17 protein-coding genes are annotated in these 14,497 nt (G+C 45.4%); 7 read left to right on the forward strand and 10 right to left on the reverse strand.

Translation table 11 applies throughout. The features are described 5' to 3' along the window. The first annotated feature begins 24 nt into the window (after nt 1-24). Complete coding sequence (gene lexA / locus ACFQ45_RS10635) at nt 25-648, forward strand: transcriptional repressor LexA (protein WP_377367466.1); 624 nt, start codon at nt 25-27, stop codon at nt 646-648. 68 nt (nt 649-716) lie between these two features. Here lexA and ACFQ45_RS10640 read toward each other — a convergent pair whose 3' ends face one another. Genes ACFQ45_RS10640 through topA form a run of 3 tightly spaced genes read right to left on the reverse strand, consistent with a single transcriptional unit; the run spans nt 717 to nt 4,083 of the window. Then, the gene (locus ACFQ45_RS10640) at nt 717-980 is read right to left on the reverse strand and encodes a hypothetical protein (RefSeq protein WP_377367468.1); all 264 of its coding nucleotides are present in this window, start codon (nt 978-980) and stop codon (nt 717-719) included. 2 nt (nt 981-982) lie between these two features. Further along, nucleotides 983-1,459, reverse strand: a complete 477-nt coding sequence (locus ACFQ45_RS10645) for a DUF6586 family protein (RefSeq protein WP_377367470.1) — start codon at nt 1,457-1,459, stop codon at nt 983-985. After that, a complete protein-coding gene (gene topA, locus ACFQ45_RS10650; RefSeq protein ID WP_377367472.1) occupies nt 1,456-4,083 on the reverse strand; it encodes a type I DNA topoisomerase in 2,628 nt (875 codons plus the stop codon). Before topA ends, ACFQ45_RS10645 begins: the two co-directional genes overlap by 4 nt. A gap of 184 nt (nt 4,084-4,267) precedes the next feature. On the opposite strand from topA, the gene ACFQ45_RS10655 reads away from it, so the two are divergent. Next, entirely contained in the window at nt 4,268-5,056 is a 789-nt protein-coding gene (locus tag ACFQ45_RS10655) for a hypothetical protein (protein WP_377367474.1), read from the forward strand. Here the strand turns inward: ACFQ45_RS10655 and ACFQ45_RS10660 are convergent. Further along, nucleotides 5,028-5,501 carry a hypothetical protein gene (locus ACFQ45_RS10660; protein WP_377367476.1) on the reverse strand — a complete coding sequence of 158 codons (474 nt, stop codon included), beginning with the start codon at nt 5,499-5,501 and terminating at the stop codon, nt 5,028-5,030. The genes ACFQ45_RS10655 and ACFQ45_RS10660 overlap by 29 nt on opposite strands. 57 nt (nt 5,502-5,558) lie before the next feature. On the opposite strand from ACFQ45_RS10660, the gene ACFQ45_RS10665 reads away from it, so the two are divergent. Beyond that, the gene (locus tag ACFQ45_RS10665; protein ID WP_377367478.1) at nt 5,559-6,005 is read left to right on the forward strand and encodes a universal stress protein; all 447 of its coding nucleotides are present in this window, start codon (nt 5,559-5,561) and stop codon (nt 6,003-6,005) included. 55 nt (nt 6,006-6,060) lie between these two features. On the opposite strand, the gene cysS is transcribed toward ACFQ45_RS10665, so the two are convergent. The 5 genes from cysS to ACFQ45_RS10690 form a co-directional block, all read right to left on the reverse strand. Next, nucleotides 6,061-7,443, reverse strand: coding sequence for a cysteine--tRNA ligase (gene cysS / locus ACFQ45_RS10670; RefSeq protein WP_377367480.1), 1,383 nt, complete (start codon nt 7,441-7,443; stop codon nt 6,061-6,063). Nucleotides 7,444-7,452: 9 nt separating this feature from the next. After that, nucleotides 7,453-9,123, reverse strand: coding sequence for a glutamine--tRNA ligase/YqeY domain fusion protein (locus tag ACFQ45_RS10675; protein WP_377367482.1), 1,671 nt, complete (start codon nt 9,121-9,123; stop codon nt 7,453-7,455). Between the two features lie 101 nt (nt 9,124-9,224). Next, complete coding sequence (locus tag ACFQ45_RS10680; RefSeq protein ID WP_377367484.1) at nt 9,225-9,554, reverse strand: AzlD domain-containing protein; 330 nt, start codon at nt 9,552-9,554, stop codon at nt 9,225-9,227. After that, nucleotides 9,541-10,260 carry an AzlC family ABC transporter permease gene (locus ACFQ45_RS10685; RefSeq protein ID WP_377367485.1) on the reverse strand — a complete coding sequence of 240 codons (720 nt, stop codon included), beginning with the start codon at nt 10,258-10,260 and terminating at the stop codon, nt 9,541-9,543. The genes ACFQ45_RS10680 and ACFQ45_RS10685 overlap by 14 nt, the downstream gene beginning before the upstream one ends. Then, on the reverse strand, nt 10,257-11,204 hold the full coding sequence (locus tag ACFQ45_RS10690) for a GNAT family N-acetyltransferase (RefSeq protein ID WP_377367487.1): 948 nt from the start codon (nt 11,202-11,204) through the stop codon (nt 10,257-10,259). The genes ACFQ45_RS10685 and ACFQ45_RS10690 overlap by 4 nt, the downstream gene beginning before the upstream one ends. Before the next feature lie 146 nt (nt 11,205-11,350). On the opposite strand from ACFQ45_RS10690, the gene queC reads away from it, so the two are divergent. The 4 genes from queC (at nt 11,351) to ACFQ45_RS10710 (ending at nt 14,086) form a co-directional block, all read left to right on the forward strand. After that, complete coding sequence (gene queC / locus ACFQ45_RS10695; RefSeq protein ID WP_377367489.1) at nt 11,351-12,016, forward strand: 7-cyano-7-deazaguanine synthase QueC; 666 nt, start codon at nt 11,351-11,353, stop codon at nt 12,014-12,016. A gap of 101 nt (nt 12,017-12,117) precedes the next feature. Next, entirely contained in the window at nt 12,118-12,768 is a 651-nt protein-coding gene (gene queE / locus ACFQ45_RS10700) for a 7-carboxy-7-deazaguanine synthase (RefSeq protein ID WP_377367491.1), read from the forward strand. A 37-nt stretch (nt 12,769-12,805) separates the two neighbouring features. Continuing rightward, nucleotides 12,806-13,303, forward strand: a complete 498-nt coding sequence (locus ACFQ45_RS10705) for a peptidylprolyl isomerase (protein WP_377367493.1) — start codon at nt 12,806-12,808, stop codon at nt 13,301-13,303. A gap of 3 nt (nt 13,304-13,306) precedes the next feature. Next, nucleotides 13,307-14,086 (forward strand): UDP-2,3-diacylglucosamine diphosphatase, encoded by a 780-nt coding sequence (locus ACFQ45_RS10710; protein ID WP_377367495.1) that lies wholly within the window; start codon nt 13,307-13,309, stop codon nt 14,084-14,086. Nucleotides 14,087-14,133: 47 nt separating this feature from the next. On the opposite strand, the gene ACFQ45_RS10715 is transcribed toward ACFQ45_RS10710, so the two are convergent. Then, a complete protein-coding gene (locus ACFQ45_RS10715) occupies nt 14,134-14,445 on the reverse strand; it encodes a hypothetical protein (protein ID WP_377367497.1) in 312 nt (103 codons plus the stop codon). Between the last annotated feature and the right edge of the window lie 52 nt (nt 14,446-14,497).

A 14,497-nucleotide genomic window follows, 5' to 3' on the forward strand; every position in this document is an offset into this window, starting at 1 on the left:
ACTGTATAAACAAACAGATGCCATATGATTAAATTAACAAAAAGACAGTCTGATGTCCTAGAGACGATTCGCGAATTCATTAATGAAACTGGCTTTCCGCCAACTCGAGCTGAAATCGCAGCACGACTTGGCTTTAAGTCACCCAATGCAGCCGAAGAACATTTAAAAGCCCTAAGTAAAAAAGGCGCTATTGAAATGCTATCTGGTGCTTCACGTGGCATTCGCTTAATTGAACAACCTGCCGAAAGTGCAAACGATGAAGACGGCACTCTACCCATCGTTGGTCAAGTGGCAGCAGGATACCCTATTCTGGCACAAGAGAATATTGATTCACGCATCAAGGTCCCCTCCGACATGTTTTCTCCTAAAGCCGACTACCTGCTTTCGGTAAATGGCATGAGCATGAAAGATGTTGGCATTTATGATGGCGACCTACTCGCTGTGCACAAAACCACCACTGTGCGTAATGGTCAAATTGTTGTCGCTCGAATCGGTGACGAAGTAACAGTAAAACGCTTCCAACAAAAGGGCAGCGAAGTCAGACTTCAGCCCGAAAATGAAGCATTTAATGACATAGTCGTTGATCTTGAAAGCGAAGAATTTGTCATTGAAGGTCTATCAGTGGGTGTTATTCGACGTGGGATCTAGTCCCCAAAAGCAAAAAAGGTTGCTTTATTTAAGCAACCATTTTTGTTTTAGATAGACAACACAGAACATCAGTGAAGAATACGAGGCATAAACTCTTCATCATGGGCATCATGCCCTTCTCCTGAATCGAAATCCTCTGAATACACGTAGTCAATGCCCGCATGGAACATACACTTAGCCAATTCAAAATAACGATCTTTTAAGAATGCCTTGGTGTCATCTGAGATTTTAAGGGTTGCAAGGGGCGTCTTATCGTCCTCATCCTCGCTTGCAGGACGGAGCACAATGTCTCCATTTTCTAATTCAACAATTTCTAAATACGTATCTTTCATTCTTAATATTCTGCGGAATCTTCACGAAACCGCAGTACAATGTCCACCAGTGAATTGAGGATGTGTTTTGTCGCTGCACCAGAGTCTGACCCCTTACCAATCAGGTCAGATCCAGAATTAGCCGATACGGCACCCACATTCGGGGTACACTCAAGGGCAGCCACATAGCCAGAGTAAAGCTGAGACAGCCATGACTGACGATTTTCTTGTAGCAGCTGTAGCTCTTGTAGAGCTGGCACGATAACACCTTTAGTCGCCGCAAGCTGGACCATGGCTGTCACAGACAACTCGCCCTTCAAGCTATACACAGATTGAATTTCCTGAAGTAAGCCATTCAGGGCACTGCGAAGCTGAAATAAGGCAGAGTTTTCAAAGCTAGAAGCAAGCCAACTGTCTTCCCCTTGCTGGCTTTGGCTCAATAGACGCCTCGCGGCATCAAGACGTTGATTCGTTGAACTTGCTAAGCTGGATCCACTCATTTTTTCTTCCCTGGTTGAACATCCCATTTACCATTGACATAGAAAGCTTTCCAGCCCGTAGGCTTGCCTTCTACTTCAGTCATAATGTACTGCTCTTTCGTTTTGCGACTGTAACGAATAACAGTAGGATTTCCCTCTTCATCCTGAAGGGGAGCTTTATCAAAGTAATGATACTTAGGATCAATCTGATCCATGTAAGGCTTAAGCTCTTTCACCAAAGGCGGACGAGTCTCACGCTTACGAGGGAACTGACTCGCAGCCAAGAACAGACCCGTTGCTCCGTCACGGAGCACATAGTGATCCTCAACCTTTTGACAAGGAAGATCCGGCATAGACACAGGGTCCATTTTTGGCGGTGCCACTTCGCCATTTTTAAGAAGCTTACGGGTATTTTTACAAGCCTCATTGGTACAGCCAAAGTATTTACCGAAACGCCCCGTTTTAAGCTGCATTTCAGAGCCACACTTATCACATTCAATAACCGGGCCATCGTAACCTTTAAGCTTAAACACCCCTTCCTCAACCTCGTAACCAGGGCAGGATGGGTTATTACCACATACGTGCAGCTTGCGGTGTTCATCCACTAAATAGCTATCCATGGCTGAACCACAAATAGAGCAACGACGCTTATTGATAAGAGCTTTAGATTCGCCTTCTTCGTCATCAACAGCAACGGCCTCATCACCACTCACCAAGTTTATGGTCGCTTTACAGCGCTCTTTTGGTGGCAATGCATAGCCAGAACAGGATAAAAACACCCCAGTACTTGCCGTTCGAATTTGCATCGGACGACCACAGGTCGGGCATTCGATATTCGTTGGTGTCGGCTCATTAGGAGCCATGCCACCCTCGTCAGCTTCTGCCTTATTTAATGTGTCGCTAAAGCTGCTGTAGAAGTCATTTAAGGTCTTAATCCAGTCCTTATCGCCTTCAGCAATGTCATCCAGCTGCTCTTCCATCTCAGCGGTAAAACTATAGTTCATTAAACTGCTGAAGCTTTGCACCAAGCGATCTGTGACAATGTCGCCCATCTTTTCCGCGTAAAAGCGACGATTCTCAACACGGACGTAACCACGGTCTTGGATCGTAGAAATGATCGAAGCATAAGTAGATGGACGGCCAATACCACGCTTTTCAAGTTCTTTAACCAGGCTAGCTTCACTGTATCGAGCAGGTGGCTTAGTAAAGTGCTGCTCCGGAAGAAGTTCGTTAAGAGTAAGCAGGTCACCGGTTTGTACATCAGGCAAAATAGTGTCTTCGGATTTTTTACCCAATGCACTCATCACGCGAGTGTAACCATCAAAACGCAAAATTCGGCCTTTGGCACGAAGTTCATAATCGCCCGCAGCCACAAACACTGTTGTTGAAGTGTATTCGGCTGGCGTCATTTGACAGGCCATGAATTGCGCGCGGATGAGGTCATAAAGACGATGGGCATCTTTGTCCATGCCCTGTAGTACATTTTGCGTAACTGTGACATCAGAGGGACGAATTGCTTCGTGGGCTTCCTGAGCGCCCTCTTTACTTGAATAACGTAACGGCTCCTTGGGTAGGTAGGCATCCCCAAAGTTGCTCTGAATGTACTCTCGAACAGACTCAACGGCTTCTTGGCTCAAGTTAGTAGAGTCGGTACGCATATAGGTAATGTAACCCGCCTCATATAAGCGCTGGGCAAGCATCATGGTCTTTTTCACACCGAAACCTAAACGAGTACTTGCGGCCTGTTGCAAAGTAGATGTAATAAAAGGTGCAGAAGGTTTAGAGCGAGTAGGCTTATCTTCTCGGTTTATTACCTTAAAGGGGTGTGACTCGATACGTTTAACATGCTCATCGGACTCTGCTTTAGAGGTCGGTCGGTACTCATTACCTTGGTACTTAACCGTAGCAAAGGTGATATTAGTCTTGTCCTGAGTCGCTAAATTGGCATCCAATTCCCAAAATTCGTCTGGGATAAAGGCACGAATTTCTTTTTCACGCTCAACAATAAGGCGAACCGCTACGGATTGAACTCGGCCTGCAGATAAGCCTCGAGCAACCTTTGCCCAAAGCAAAGGTGACACCATAAAGCCAACAACCCGATCCAAGAAACGACGTGCCTGCTGGGCATTGACCCGAGCCATGTCTAATTCTGAAGGCGTATCAAAGGCAGACTTGATGGCATTCTTGGTGATTTCATTAAACACCACGCGCTTATAGCGTGAGTCGTCCCCACCAATGGCTTCACGAAGATGCCAAGCGATGGCCTCTCCCTCTCTATCCAAATCGGTTGCGAGATAGATGGTGTCGGCATTCTTAGCAAGGCGCTTTAATTCATCTACCACCTTTTCTTTACCGGGCAAGATTTCGTAATGGGCGCTCCAATTATTTTCTGGATCCACGCCCATTCTATTAATAAGCTGCTTGCGGGACTTAGTACGCTTGTATTCAGCCTTCTCTTCTGGGCTCATCTTACGAGTTAAAGCCGCCTGCTGCGCACGTTCCTTTGGTGTCGTCGTCGATGTGGTGCCAGTCGGCAGATCTCGGATATGACCAACACTCGATTTTACGACATAGTCGTTACCGAGATATTTGTTAATAGTTTTCGCCTTGGCTGGCGATTCCACGATTACCAGAGATTTAGCCATTGAGTTGTTTGAGCCTTAATACTTAATTTTTGATGAGCTTGAGAATAAGAGTGTTGTATGGGGCGCAGATATTAAGCAAACCACATATATATGACAAGCTATCCCTAAGCAGATTCGCAACATTCCTATTGCCGAGCCATGTATTTGCCCTTTAACATACTGAAATCACATACAAAGGACAATCATGGCCACGTTACAGATACTAACTATAGTCATTCTTTTCATAATCGTACTGGCTTCAGTAGTGATCGGCTCACGCGCCCATCAAAAAGAACGTGAAATAAAAGAAAGACGTTTTAAATTCCTTCAGTTACAAAATCGTGCTGATCGAATGGAGCAACACATTATTGGCCTAAAAGACCTTCACACCGACACTATTGTTAGTGACGCATTTTACGATTTTTATTTAGAAAACCTACGAGAGCTATTGTCTTACACTGACGACCCTGAAAAAGTCGAAGCTCGAATTGCTAGAGCAGAGCAAGATCGAGAACAAGAGCCCGCTCCCTTAAATTTAGAACCAGGGGAAATGAGCTTTCCCGAAAAGACCAAATACAAGGAACGCCTAACCAAAGCGGCAAAAATGCTGCTCTACTTGCGTCGCAAAGGACGAATTAGCAACACCCATTACAAGCTTTGCTACACCTATTTACGCTGGCTAAACCTTTGGATTCAGCTAAATCGACAACTAGTGCAAGCCAACAAACACTTTCATAGTGGCCAAACACGTGTGGCATCCACTTTATTTGGTGTCATTAATTCGCACTTGAAATCCAACAACATCGACCGCCCTGAAAAAAAAGAGCTCGAAAAATACGTGGACATGCGCATCAAGGAAATCATTGCCCCTCAGATAGCGGCCATTCAGGAGTCTGAAAACCCTGAAGAAGCCCTTGCCGACCTGATGCTGGAGGCAAAGACCCCTGACGCTGTCGCTGCAGCCATTAGCGAAGAGCTAAAAGATCAGCCATGACCTCGCAAGCGTCATGAACGGCGCTTGCATCACCTTTTTCATTCCAAAATAAGCTAACACGATCTGAAGTTACCTCTAGGGCAACCCATACACCATGGTGTTTCTCCAGCTTTGCTTGTACTTCCCTACTTAGATCAATAGTTTTGCTACTAACCCAACCTTTACACAATTCTGGGTGTTTCCATACTTCGTAAGGGTATATGTTAATTTCAGTGAACTCTTTAAGGGGTTTTTCGCGGTACAGATGGTACGCACAGACTTTTTTGGGCTCTGTTACCTTGTCCCATTTATCGGGCAAATTAACAGAGGTTAACTTAACAGTGATCCCCAATTTTCGAGCCAGCATGCGAAGCTCCATTTTCTCCCGTTCACGCTTTGATGGCATGACCCACAAGGCCGATCCCATCAAGGAAACCACAATAAAAACTACAATTAGCGCTGTCATTGTTTTACTCTTGGTGTATTAATATAAATAAATGGAACCCTGAAGTGGAGGTATCCCATGTCATACCAACATATTGTTTTAGCTGTTGATTTAACTGATTACAGCATCTTGGTAGCCAATAAAGCTGCAGCAATTTGCAAAGCCTTTGGTGGCAACCTAACTATTGTCCATGTCATAGAATCCCTTAACTACGCCTACGGTGGCGATGTGCCCATCGATGTTAGCGATATTCAAGAACAGCTAGAAACCACAGCGAAAGAACGCATGTCTGTTTTAGCTGACCAATTAGACATTCCTGTACAAGAAACCATCATCACCCAAGGCGGAATCGAAAGCGAAATCCATCGCATTGCCGAAGAAAACAACTCAGACCTGATTGTCGTAGGTAGTCATGGTCGCCATGGGTTAGCCCTATTACTTGGCTCAACAGCAAATGGCGTTCTTCATGGAGCTCCATGTGACGTTTTGGCCGTTCGCGTACACAAGTCTGATAAACCGGAATAAGAAACGCTCACTAAAAAGGGAGGCCAAGCCTCCCTTTTTTATTGGACCTTAGGGATTAACCACGGGTCCAAGTTGTGCCTTCACGACTGTCCAGCAAAGTAATCCCTTGCTCATCCAGCAAATTACGAATTTCGTCACTGCGAGCAAAGTTCTTATCTTTTCGTGCCTGAGCGCGCTCAGCTATATAAGCCTCAATGTCCTCAGCCGACAAACCATCACTTAGAGTACTGTTTTGTAGAAAGTACTCAGGATCTTGAGACAGTAGGCCCACCAAGTCTGCTAGCGCTTTCAGCTCTGCCGCTAATGAGGCAGCGTTGTCAGCACCCTCAGCTCGGGCTTTATTCAATTCGCGAACCAGCTCAAACAACACAGACAGAGCAACCGGCGTATTGAAGTCATCATGCATAGCTTCTTCAAATCGCGCTGTGTAGTCAGTTGCTTGGTAGCTGTCCGCAACCTCTTGACCTCGCAAAGCGGTATATAGACGCTCTAGAGCGGTCTTAGCTTCCTTCAGGCTAGCATCAGAGTAATCAATGCTGCTGCGGTACTGACTTGAAACCATCAAGTAACGGACTACTTCAGGATTGAATTTTTCCAATACTTCACGAATAGTAAAGAAGTTGCCTAAGGACTTAGACATCTTCTCGTTATTCACGCGAACGGCGCCACAGTGCATCCAGTAATTAACGTACTGTTCACCTGTTGCTGCTTCAGACTGAGCAATTTCATTCTCATGGTGAGGAAACTTAAGATCAGGACCGCCACCATGAATGTCAAAATGATTACCTAGGCAGTGTGTTGACATGGCAGAACATTCAATGTGCCAACCTGGACGACCATTCCCCCAAGGGGACTCCCAAGAAACCTCACCGGCTTTTGCTGGTTTCCATAACACAAAGTCTGCTGGATGCTCTTTAGCGGCTTCTACTTCAATACGAGCACCAGCAAGCATTTCTTCTAACTTACGGTTATTCAACTTACCATAGTCTTCAAATTTGCTGGCGCGGTAATAAACATCACCACTTTCGCCTTGATAAGCAAAACCTTTGTCCACCAACACTTGAATCATATCAATGATCTGTTGCATGAACTCAGTCGCTTTAGGCTCCTGATCAGGTAGCTTATTACCCAGGGCAAGCTCGTCTTCATGCATGGCTGCGATCATACGCTCAGTCAATGCTGAGGGAGCTTCACCGTTTTCTTCTGCACGCTTGATAATCTTATCGTCTACATCTGTGATGTTACGCACAAATGTCAGATCGTATCCAATGTGACGCAGGAAGCGCGTAATCACATCAAATGAAATCATCGCACGGGCGTGACCTATGTGGCAGTAGTCATAGACTGTAATGCCACATACATACATTTTTACTTTCCCTTCCTCGATAGGTTTAAAGACTTCTTTTTTACCTGTCAGAGTATTAAACAGTTTTAACATGCTATGCCTTTAGCTTTTCGCTTCAATTTTCGCCCAAGAATCACGTAGTGTTACGGTACGGTTAAATACCATGCCGTCTTCTTTTAGGTCGCGACAGAAGTAGCCTTCTCGCTCAAACTGATAACCCACTCCGGGTTCAGCTTGGGCGAGGGAAGGCTCAACCTTAGCGTTAGACGCCACTGTCATAGACTCTGGGTTAATGAAATCAAGGAAGGTTTTGTCCTCGTGTTTGGCATCAGGCGCTTCGTGACTGAACAAACGATCGTACAAACGTACATTTGCATCCACTGCATGCTTAGCACTTACCCAATGGATCACGCCTTTAGGCTTATAACCCTCTGGGTTAACACCCAAGGTGTTTTCATCGTAGGAACACAATAGTTCAACAACGTTACCATCTGCGTCTTTGATGGCTTCATCACAGGTAATAACATAGCCACCGCGAAGGCGAACAGCAGTACCTAAACTCAAACGCTTCCACTTGCGAGGTGGCACTTCTTCGAAGTCCGCCGCATCAATGTAAAGGTATTTACTGAAAGGCACCTCACGGGTACCCGCTTCTTCATTTTTAGGGTGATTACCCAACGTGAAGATTTCTTCTTTATCCTCTGGGTAATTGGTCAATGTCACCTTAATGGGATTTAGCACTGCCATAGCACGGTTAGCTTTAGCATCCAAATCTTCACGGATGGCGTGTTCCAGCATACCAAAGTCAACAATACTGTCAGACTTGGTCACACCAATACGCTCACAGAAATTACGAATAGCCGCTGGAGTAAAGCCTCGACGACGCATACCCGAAATAGTTGGCATACGTGGATCATCCCACGCCTCAACATGGCCTTCATCAACAAGTTGCTTAAGCTTACGTTTGCTGGTTACTGTGTAATTCAGATTTAAACGCGCAAATTCAATCTGCTGTGGGTGGAATGTGCCCAAGGTATCCAAAGTCCAGTCATATAAAGGACGGTGATCTTGGAACTCAAGAGTACAAATCGAGTGTGTTACCCCTTCAATGGCATCGGACAATGAATGGGTGAAGTCATACATAGGGTATACACACCACTTATCACCTGTTTGATGATGGTGTACATGGCGAATACGGTAGATGATAGGGTCGCGCAGGTTGATGTTAGGGCTCGCCATATCAATCTTGGCGCGCAGTACTTTTTCTCCATCCGCGTACTTGCCATCGCGCATGTCTAAAAACAACGCCATGTTTTCTTCTGGTGTACGGTCACGGTAAGGGCTGTTTTTACCTGGCTCTTTAAGTGTGCCACGGTACTCACGCATTTGTTCTGCATTTAGCTCACAAACGTAAGCCGTGCCCTCTTCAATCATTTTGCAAGCGTAGGCAAACAATTGATCGAAGTAATCGGAAGCATACTTAGGCTGGTCCGCCCACTCAAAACCAAGCCATTCGACATCTTTTTTAATCGAGTCGATGAACTCAACGTTTTCCTTTTCAGGGTTCGTATCATCAAAGCGCAGGTTACATTGCCCTTGGTAACGCTCTGCAATGCCAAAATTTAAGCAAATAGATTTGGCGTGACCGATGTGAAGATAACCATTTGGCTCAGGTGGAAAGCGCGTCAGCACCTTGCCGCCGTGCTTGCCAGTTTCGTTATCTTTATCAATGATTTGGGTAATGAAGTTCCCAGTTTTTGACGCTTCTGACATGTTATATGTGAATCCCGATTGGTGTTCGTGTAACGGTTAGAAAAATTAACGATCAAGTATATCTGATTTTCAGAAGTGATTGGTACGCCCTTAGAAGATTTCTATGGACTTACCAGTAATTTCGCCAGAAAAAATGCAGCAACACCAATACTGATAGTCAGTAACTGACGTTTCAATAACACACCCACCACTAAGGAGACCAAGGCGCCGACAAACCAAGGATTTGTGAGGGAAATATTGAGTCCTACATTATCCGTTAATGACATAGGCGCAATGATCCCTGTCAGTACAGATACGGGCACATATTTGAGACCACTTTCCAACCATAAGGGCATAGCCGCCTTTTGTGCGGATGCAAACAGCACAAACCGAATGGAAAAGGTCACCACAAACATTCCCAATACAATTAATACCAAACTAAGATTGGACATGCTGTACCTCCCGCAATTTCGCCCTCTCTAATAACATTCCAGTCAAAACCGCACAGAGCGTCGCAACCATTAAACCTAGGTTATTAGGCAAATCTCTGAATGCCACAGAAGCAACAATCGCCACAATGAATGCTCCCCAATATGGAACAGACGTTAAGTAAGGAGTCACGATACCTATAAAAGTGGCCACCATCGCAAACTCCAATCCCCATTCACTGATACCCGGGATATATTCCCCAGCTAGAACACCAATGATGGTGCTGGCGTTCCACATTAAATAAAAGCTCACGAACGAACCAATGTAGACCTGATGACCTGTTTCTCTGGTGGCCGAGCCATGATCATACATAGGACGAACTGCTGCATAGGTCTCATCGATCAAGCCAAACGCCATCAGAGCCCGAAGCTTAAGGGGCAAATGCTTAATAAATCTCACCATATCTGCGGCATATAGAATATGACGAAGATTCACCACAAAGGTCGTAACAACTATGATCCAAATGGGGGCACCTGCCGCGATCAGGCCAATCGCAACAAACTGGGCAGACCCAGCGAAAACAATGCTGGACATGGCAATAGCAAACCAAATACTCAGATCATTTGCCGATGCAAGAGAGCCAAACAACAAACCAAATGGCAGCCCACCGACAATCATCGGAATGGAGGCCACGGCGCCTCGTTTCGCATTATTCAATGCTTCTCTCATGAATCAGCCTCCAACGTTTTCACCAAACGAATGTTGGCACGTGGCACTGAATAAGGCTTATCTTGCTTACATACACTGAATCCCAGCTTTCGATATAAACCTAAGGCAGGAGTTAAGCATGTGTGAGACTCCAGCATTACCTGCTGAACCCCCTGCTTTTCTGCGTAATCTAACCCATGAGCCATCAATCGCTCGCCAATACCTAACCCAGTGTAAGCGGGATCAACACACAGCTTACTCAACTCCAATTCCCCCACGTCAGACGGCGTCATAATGTAGGTACCAAGCACTTTGTCCTTATACAAAGCGCAGATGGCTTGGCCTCCGTACTGTTGTATTTTGCCAATTGGATCATTAAGGGTTGTCATGTCCTGGGGGTAAATATCGTCAGGAAAGAACTTTGTGAGCCAAGCAAGGTTAAGAGCCTTAAAACTTGGCGCGGTCGCCTCTGAAACAGGTTCAAACCTAAGTCTTTCTGGGTGTAGCCTTAGCACAACGCGATCAGAATAAGGAGCGTTTAATAATGATTTCTCTAACTGTCCTAGCTGCTCTAAAAAACTTCCCTCAACTTGATTTAGGTAGTTTTCTAACTCATCACCGATAACTTCCAAAACAGGCTCAACCAAAGCCATTTGCTGAGCACACAGCTCAGATAAAGCCAGCACAGAACGACGCTGATCATGTGGATCACTGCGTTTGATCAGTAATGTCTCTTTAATCATCTTAGAAACTTGCTTACTTACGGCGGGATGAGATAAACCAAGGCGCTCAGCCATCTCCACTACCGACAATTCACCACACTGCTGTAAAAGTCGAAGAATGGGAAAATAAGTAGAGGAGATGACCAAGGACTCAGACAAATAAACACTTTGCACTTCGTTATATAAATGATCACTTAGGCGCTTCAATCGGCTGCCCAAAGACAGCACACCAAACTGTTCCATAGGGATGATTCCAACATAAAATAGAATATGCGTAACTGGTTACGGATATTAATTCATTCTCAAATAAAAACAATCCCCCTCTAAACAAATCACGCACAATCCCATCGATTTGCTATACTCCGCCACCGCAAATCTGAGGAGAACTTATGTCTAACAAAATTAAAGCCGTCGTGGTCTATTCAGGCGGCATGGATTCTTACACGGTACTGCACCGTGCCATTGCAGAAGGTCGAGAGGTTTATGCTCTGTCGTTTAACTACGGTCAGCGTCATAGCAAAGAGCTTTTGGTCGCAGCAGAAGTGTGTAAATCTCTAAATGTGCCACACAAGATCGTCGACATCTCTGCCATCAACCAGCTTATGGCGGGGTCTTCCCTCACCAGTGACGTGGACATTCCTGAGGGCCATTACGCAGAAGAAAGCATGAAGAATACCGTGGTGCCTAATCGCAATATGGTCCTGCTCTCTATGGCCATTGCCTACGCTGTTTCCTTAGAAGCTCCTGAGGTGCATTACGGCGCACACGCTGGTGATCATCATATTTACCCAGATTGCCGTCCTGAGTTCGTACACGCTATGAACGCAGTCTCGCAAATAGCTAATTATCAAGCGGTCGAGATCGTTACGCCGTTTTTAAACAGCAGCAAAGGGGAGATTCTAGCAGCGGGTCTAGGGATGAACTTAGACTACAATCAAACTTGGACTTGTTATAACGGTCGAGAGAAAGCCTGCGGTAAATGCGGAGCCTGTAATGAGCGCCTTGAAGCCTTTGCAGAACAAAACACCCAAGACCCACTGGCTTACGAAGTCTAATTAAAAACCTATTTCGTCGGCTTTTGCCAAGCAATCTGCGGACGACTGATGCAACATTCACTGTTATCTCCGACTGTATTCGGATGATTGTAGGAATAGATATGTACAATATTAAAGAAGCGTTTTATTCCCTCCAGGGAGAAGGCGCGCACGCTGGCCGCCCTGCCTTATTTTGCCGCTTTACTGGCTGCAACTTATGGAGCGGCAAAGAACAGCATCGCAGCACTGCAGAATGCACCTTTTGTGACACAGATTTTGTGGGTACCGATGGCCAGAATGGTGGGCGTTTTAAAACCGCCTCAGACTTGCTAAAACACCTTGATACCCTATGGCCAACCAACAAATCTCACAAATACATCGTTTTCACAGGGGGCGAACCTGCATTACAGCTGGATGAGGCTTTGATACTGGAAGCCAAAAAAAGGGGATACACCCTAGCCATAGAAACCAATGGGACTCTGCCCTTACCTAAAGGCATCGATTGGATCTGTGTCAGCCCTAAAACCAGCAAACCTTTGGTGGTTAACCAAGGAAATGAATTAAAGCTGGTATTCCCACAATCCCATTTACCACCATCGGATTTTGAGCATCTAGCGTTTGATCACTTTTACTTACAAGCTATGGATCAAGCCGCTTTACCGAATGATCAGCAACGTGTGGATTCTCCCCAAGCGCAGACACTTCGATACTGTTTGCAGAATCCGCAGTGGCGTCTAAGTTTACAAACACATAAAATGCTCGGTATCGATTAGAATCGAGCTAAACCAAACCATTTTAAAGGAAAGTTACATGATCGTTTTTCACACAAACTTCGGTGATATCACAATCGAACTAGATTACGAAAAAGCCCCTAAATCCGCTAAAAACTTCGAAGAATATGTAACTTCTGGTCACTACGACGGCGTTATCTTCCACCGTGTTATCAATGGTTTCATGGTACAAGGCGGTGGCTTTGAGCCAGGCATGAAGCAAAAAGAAACTCGTGCTCCAATTGAAAACGAAGCGGACAACGGCCTAGAAAACAAAGTAGGCACTTTGGCTATGGCTCGTACTATGGACCCACACTCTGCTTCAGCACAGTTCTTCATCAACGTTGCTGACAACAGCTTCTTGAACCACCGTAGCAAAACGCCAGACGGCTGGGGCTACGCTGTATTCGGTAAAGTAACCGCTGGTATGGACGTTGTGAACAAGATGAAAGAAGCGCCAACAACGATCAAAGCAGGTCACCAAGACGTACCTGTAGAAGACATCGTTATCGAATCTGCTGAGCTAGTTAAAGAATAAGGCATGCAGCAATTCTTCATCTCAGATCTACATTTGAGTGACAAACGCCCGGATCTTATCCGGGCGTTTGTGTGTTTAACAGATGAGATCTTAGCCAAGAATACGCCCTGTGAACTCTATATTTTAGGTGATTTCTTTGAAGCCTATATCGGTGATGATTATCAACCTGAATGGATTCTCACCCTAGATAATCAGTTAAAGCAACTCACTGAAGCAGGCATTACCACCTACTTTATTGCTGGTAACAGAGACTTTTTGGTTGGCCAAGAATGGTTTGATCGTACCGGCATTATTGAGTTAAACGAGCAACATCTATTAGCTCATAATGAATCCCAACTGGTCTTAACCCATGGGGATGAATTCTGTGTGGATGACAAAGCGTACCAAGAGTTTCGAGCTATGGTTCGCCAGCCCGCTTGGCAACAACAAGTATTGGGCATGCCCTTAGAGCAAAGGGTGGCGTTAGCACAGAAGCTTAGAGACGACTCTAAAACCATGTCCGCGGATAAATCCCAAGACATTATGGATGTCAATCAACAGGCCATCGTACAGACCGTCTCTAAGGGCACTCACTTACTGATCCATGGGCACACCCATCGTCCCGCATTGCACGAGGATGAAGCCGTGCCAAGATTGGTACTTGGGGATTGGGACAAAAAGATCTGGCTAGCCCAGTTAAGCAATGGGCGATTGATTCAATCTTGCATAGAAACAACAGAGTATTTGGCTGAGCAAACACCCTATTCTCAGTGGTTAACTGAGCACACATTTGCTTTTAACTAATAGCAAATTTGAGACAAAAAAAGAGCAGCTAAAGCTGCTCTTTTTCATTATAAATGCAGAAGTTCTCGCACCCAATCCGTCTCCGTACGAACTCTTGATCGCTTGTATTCGAGATTGCGATCGTGCAGTACGGCGATAGCTCGGAAGAAGGCGTTATTGATGGTCACAGGACTTAGTTCAACGCCGTAACGGGTCCACCAATGTTGTTGAGCCTTGCTGGTCAATACCTGATAAAGATAATCCAGTTCAACCGTTCCTTGGTACACTTGTTCAAGATCAATACCTGGATCGCTTTTCGCAATCTGCAATGTTAGCCAATAGGTAACATCAGGCAGCAAATCATTCATTTGAGTGCTCATCTTCACGCCCTCCTCTTGTTAGAGCAGTTCTTTCGAGTGTAGCACCGTAAAT

It is taken from the genome of Rhodanobacter aciditrophus (assembly GCF_042679525.1).
GTDB classification, from domain to species: Bacteria; Pseudomonadota; Gammaproteobacteria; order Pseudomonadales; family Marinomonadaceae; genus Marinomonas; species Marinomonas aciditrophus.

Coding starts and splice junctions, on each gene's coding strand:
- lexA (WP_377367466.1), top strand. CDS start 25: ATGATTAAATTAACAAAAAGACAGTCTGATGTCCTAGAGACGATTCGC.
- ACFQ45_RS10640 (WP_377367468.1), bottom strand. CDS start 980: ATGAAAGATACGTATTTAGAAATTGTTGAATTAGAAAATGGAGACATT.
- ACFQ45_RS10645 (WP_377367470.1), bottom strand. CDS start 1,459: ATGAGTGGATCCAGCTTAGCAAGTTCAACGAATCAACGTCTTGATGCC.
- topA (WP_377367472.1), bottom strand. CDS start 4,083: ATGGCTAAATCTCTGGTAATCGTGGAATCGCCAGCCAAGGCGAAAACT.
- ACFQ45_RS10655 (WP_377367474.1), top strand. CDS start 4,268: ATGGCCACGTTACAGATACTAACTATAGTCATTCTTTTCATAATCGTA.
- ACFQ45_RS10660 (WP_377367476.1), bottom strand. CDS start 5,501: ATGACAGCGCTAATTGTAGTTTTTATTGTGGTTTCCTTGATGGGATCG.
- ACFQ45_RS10665 (WP_377367478.1), top strand. CDS start 5,559: ATGTCATACCAACATATTGTTTTAGCTGTTGATTTAACTGATTACAGC.
- cysS (WP_377367480.1), bottom strand. CDS start 7,443: ATGTTAAAACTGTTTAATACTCTGACAGGTAAAAAAGAAGTCTTTAAA.
- ACFQ45_RS10675 (WP_377367482.1), bottom strand. CDS start 9,123: ATGTCAGAAGCGTCAAAAACTGGGAACTTCATTACCCAAATCATTGAT.
- ACFQ45_RS10680 (WP_377367484.1), bottom strand. CDS start 9,554: ATGTCCAATCTTAGTTTGGTATTAATTGTATTGGGAATGTTTGTGGTG.
- ACFQ45_RS10685 (WP_377367485.1), bottom strand. CDS start 10,260: ATGAGAGAAGCATTGAATAATGCGAAACGAGGCGCCGTGGCCTCCATT.
- ACFQ45_RS10690 (WP_377367487.1), bottom strand. CDS start 11,204: ATGGAACAGTTTGGTGTGCTGTCTTTGGGCAGCCGATTGAAGCGCCTA.
- queC (WP_377367489.1), top strand. CDS start 11,351: ATGTCTAACAAAATTAAAGCCGTCGTGGTCTATTCAGGCGGCATGGAT.
- queE (WP_377367491.1), top strand. CDS start 12,118: ATGTACAATATTAAAGAAGCGTTTTATTCCCTCCAGGGAGAAGGCGCG.
- ACFQ45_RS10705 (WP_377367493.1), top strand. CDS start 12,806: ATGATCGTTTTTCACACAAACTTCGGTGATATCACAATCGAACTAGAT.
- ACFQ45_RS10710 (WP_377367495.1), top strand. CDS start 13,307: ATGCAGCAATTCTTCATCTCAGATCTACATTTGAGTGACAAACGCCCG.
- ACFQ45_RS10715 (WP_377367497.1), bottom strand. CDS start 14,445: ATGAGCACTCAAATGAATGATTTGCTGCCTGATGTTACCTATTGGCTA.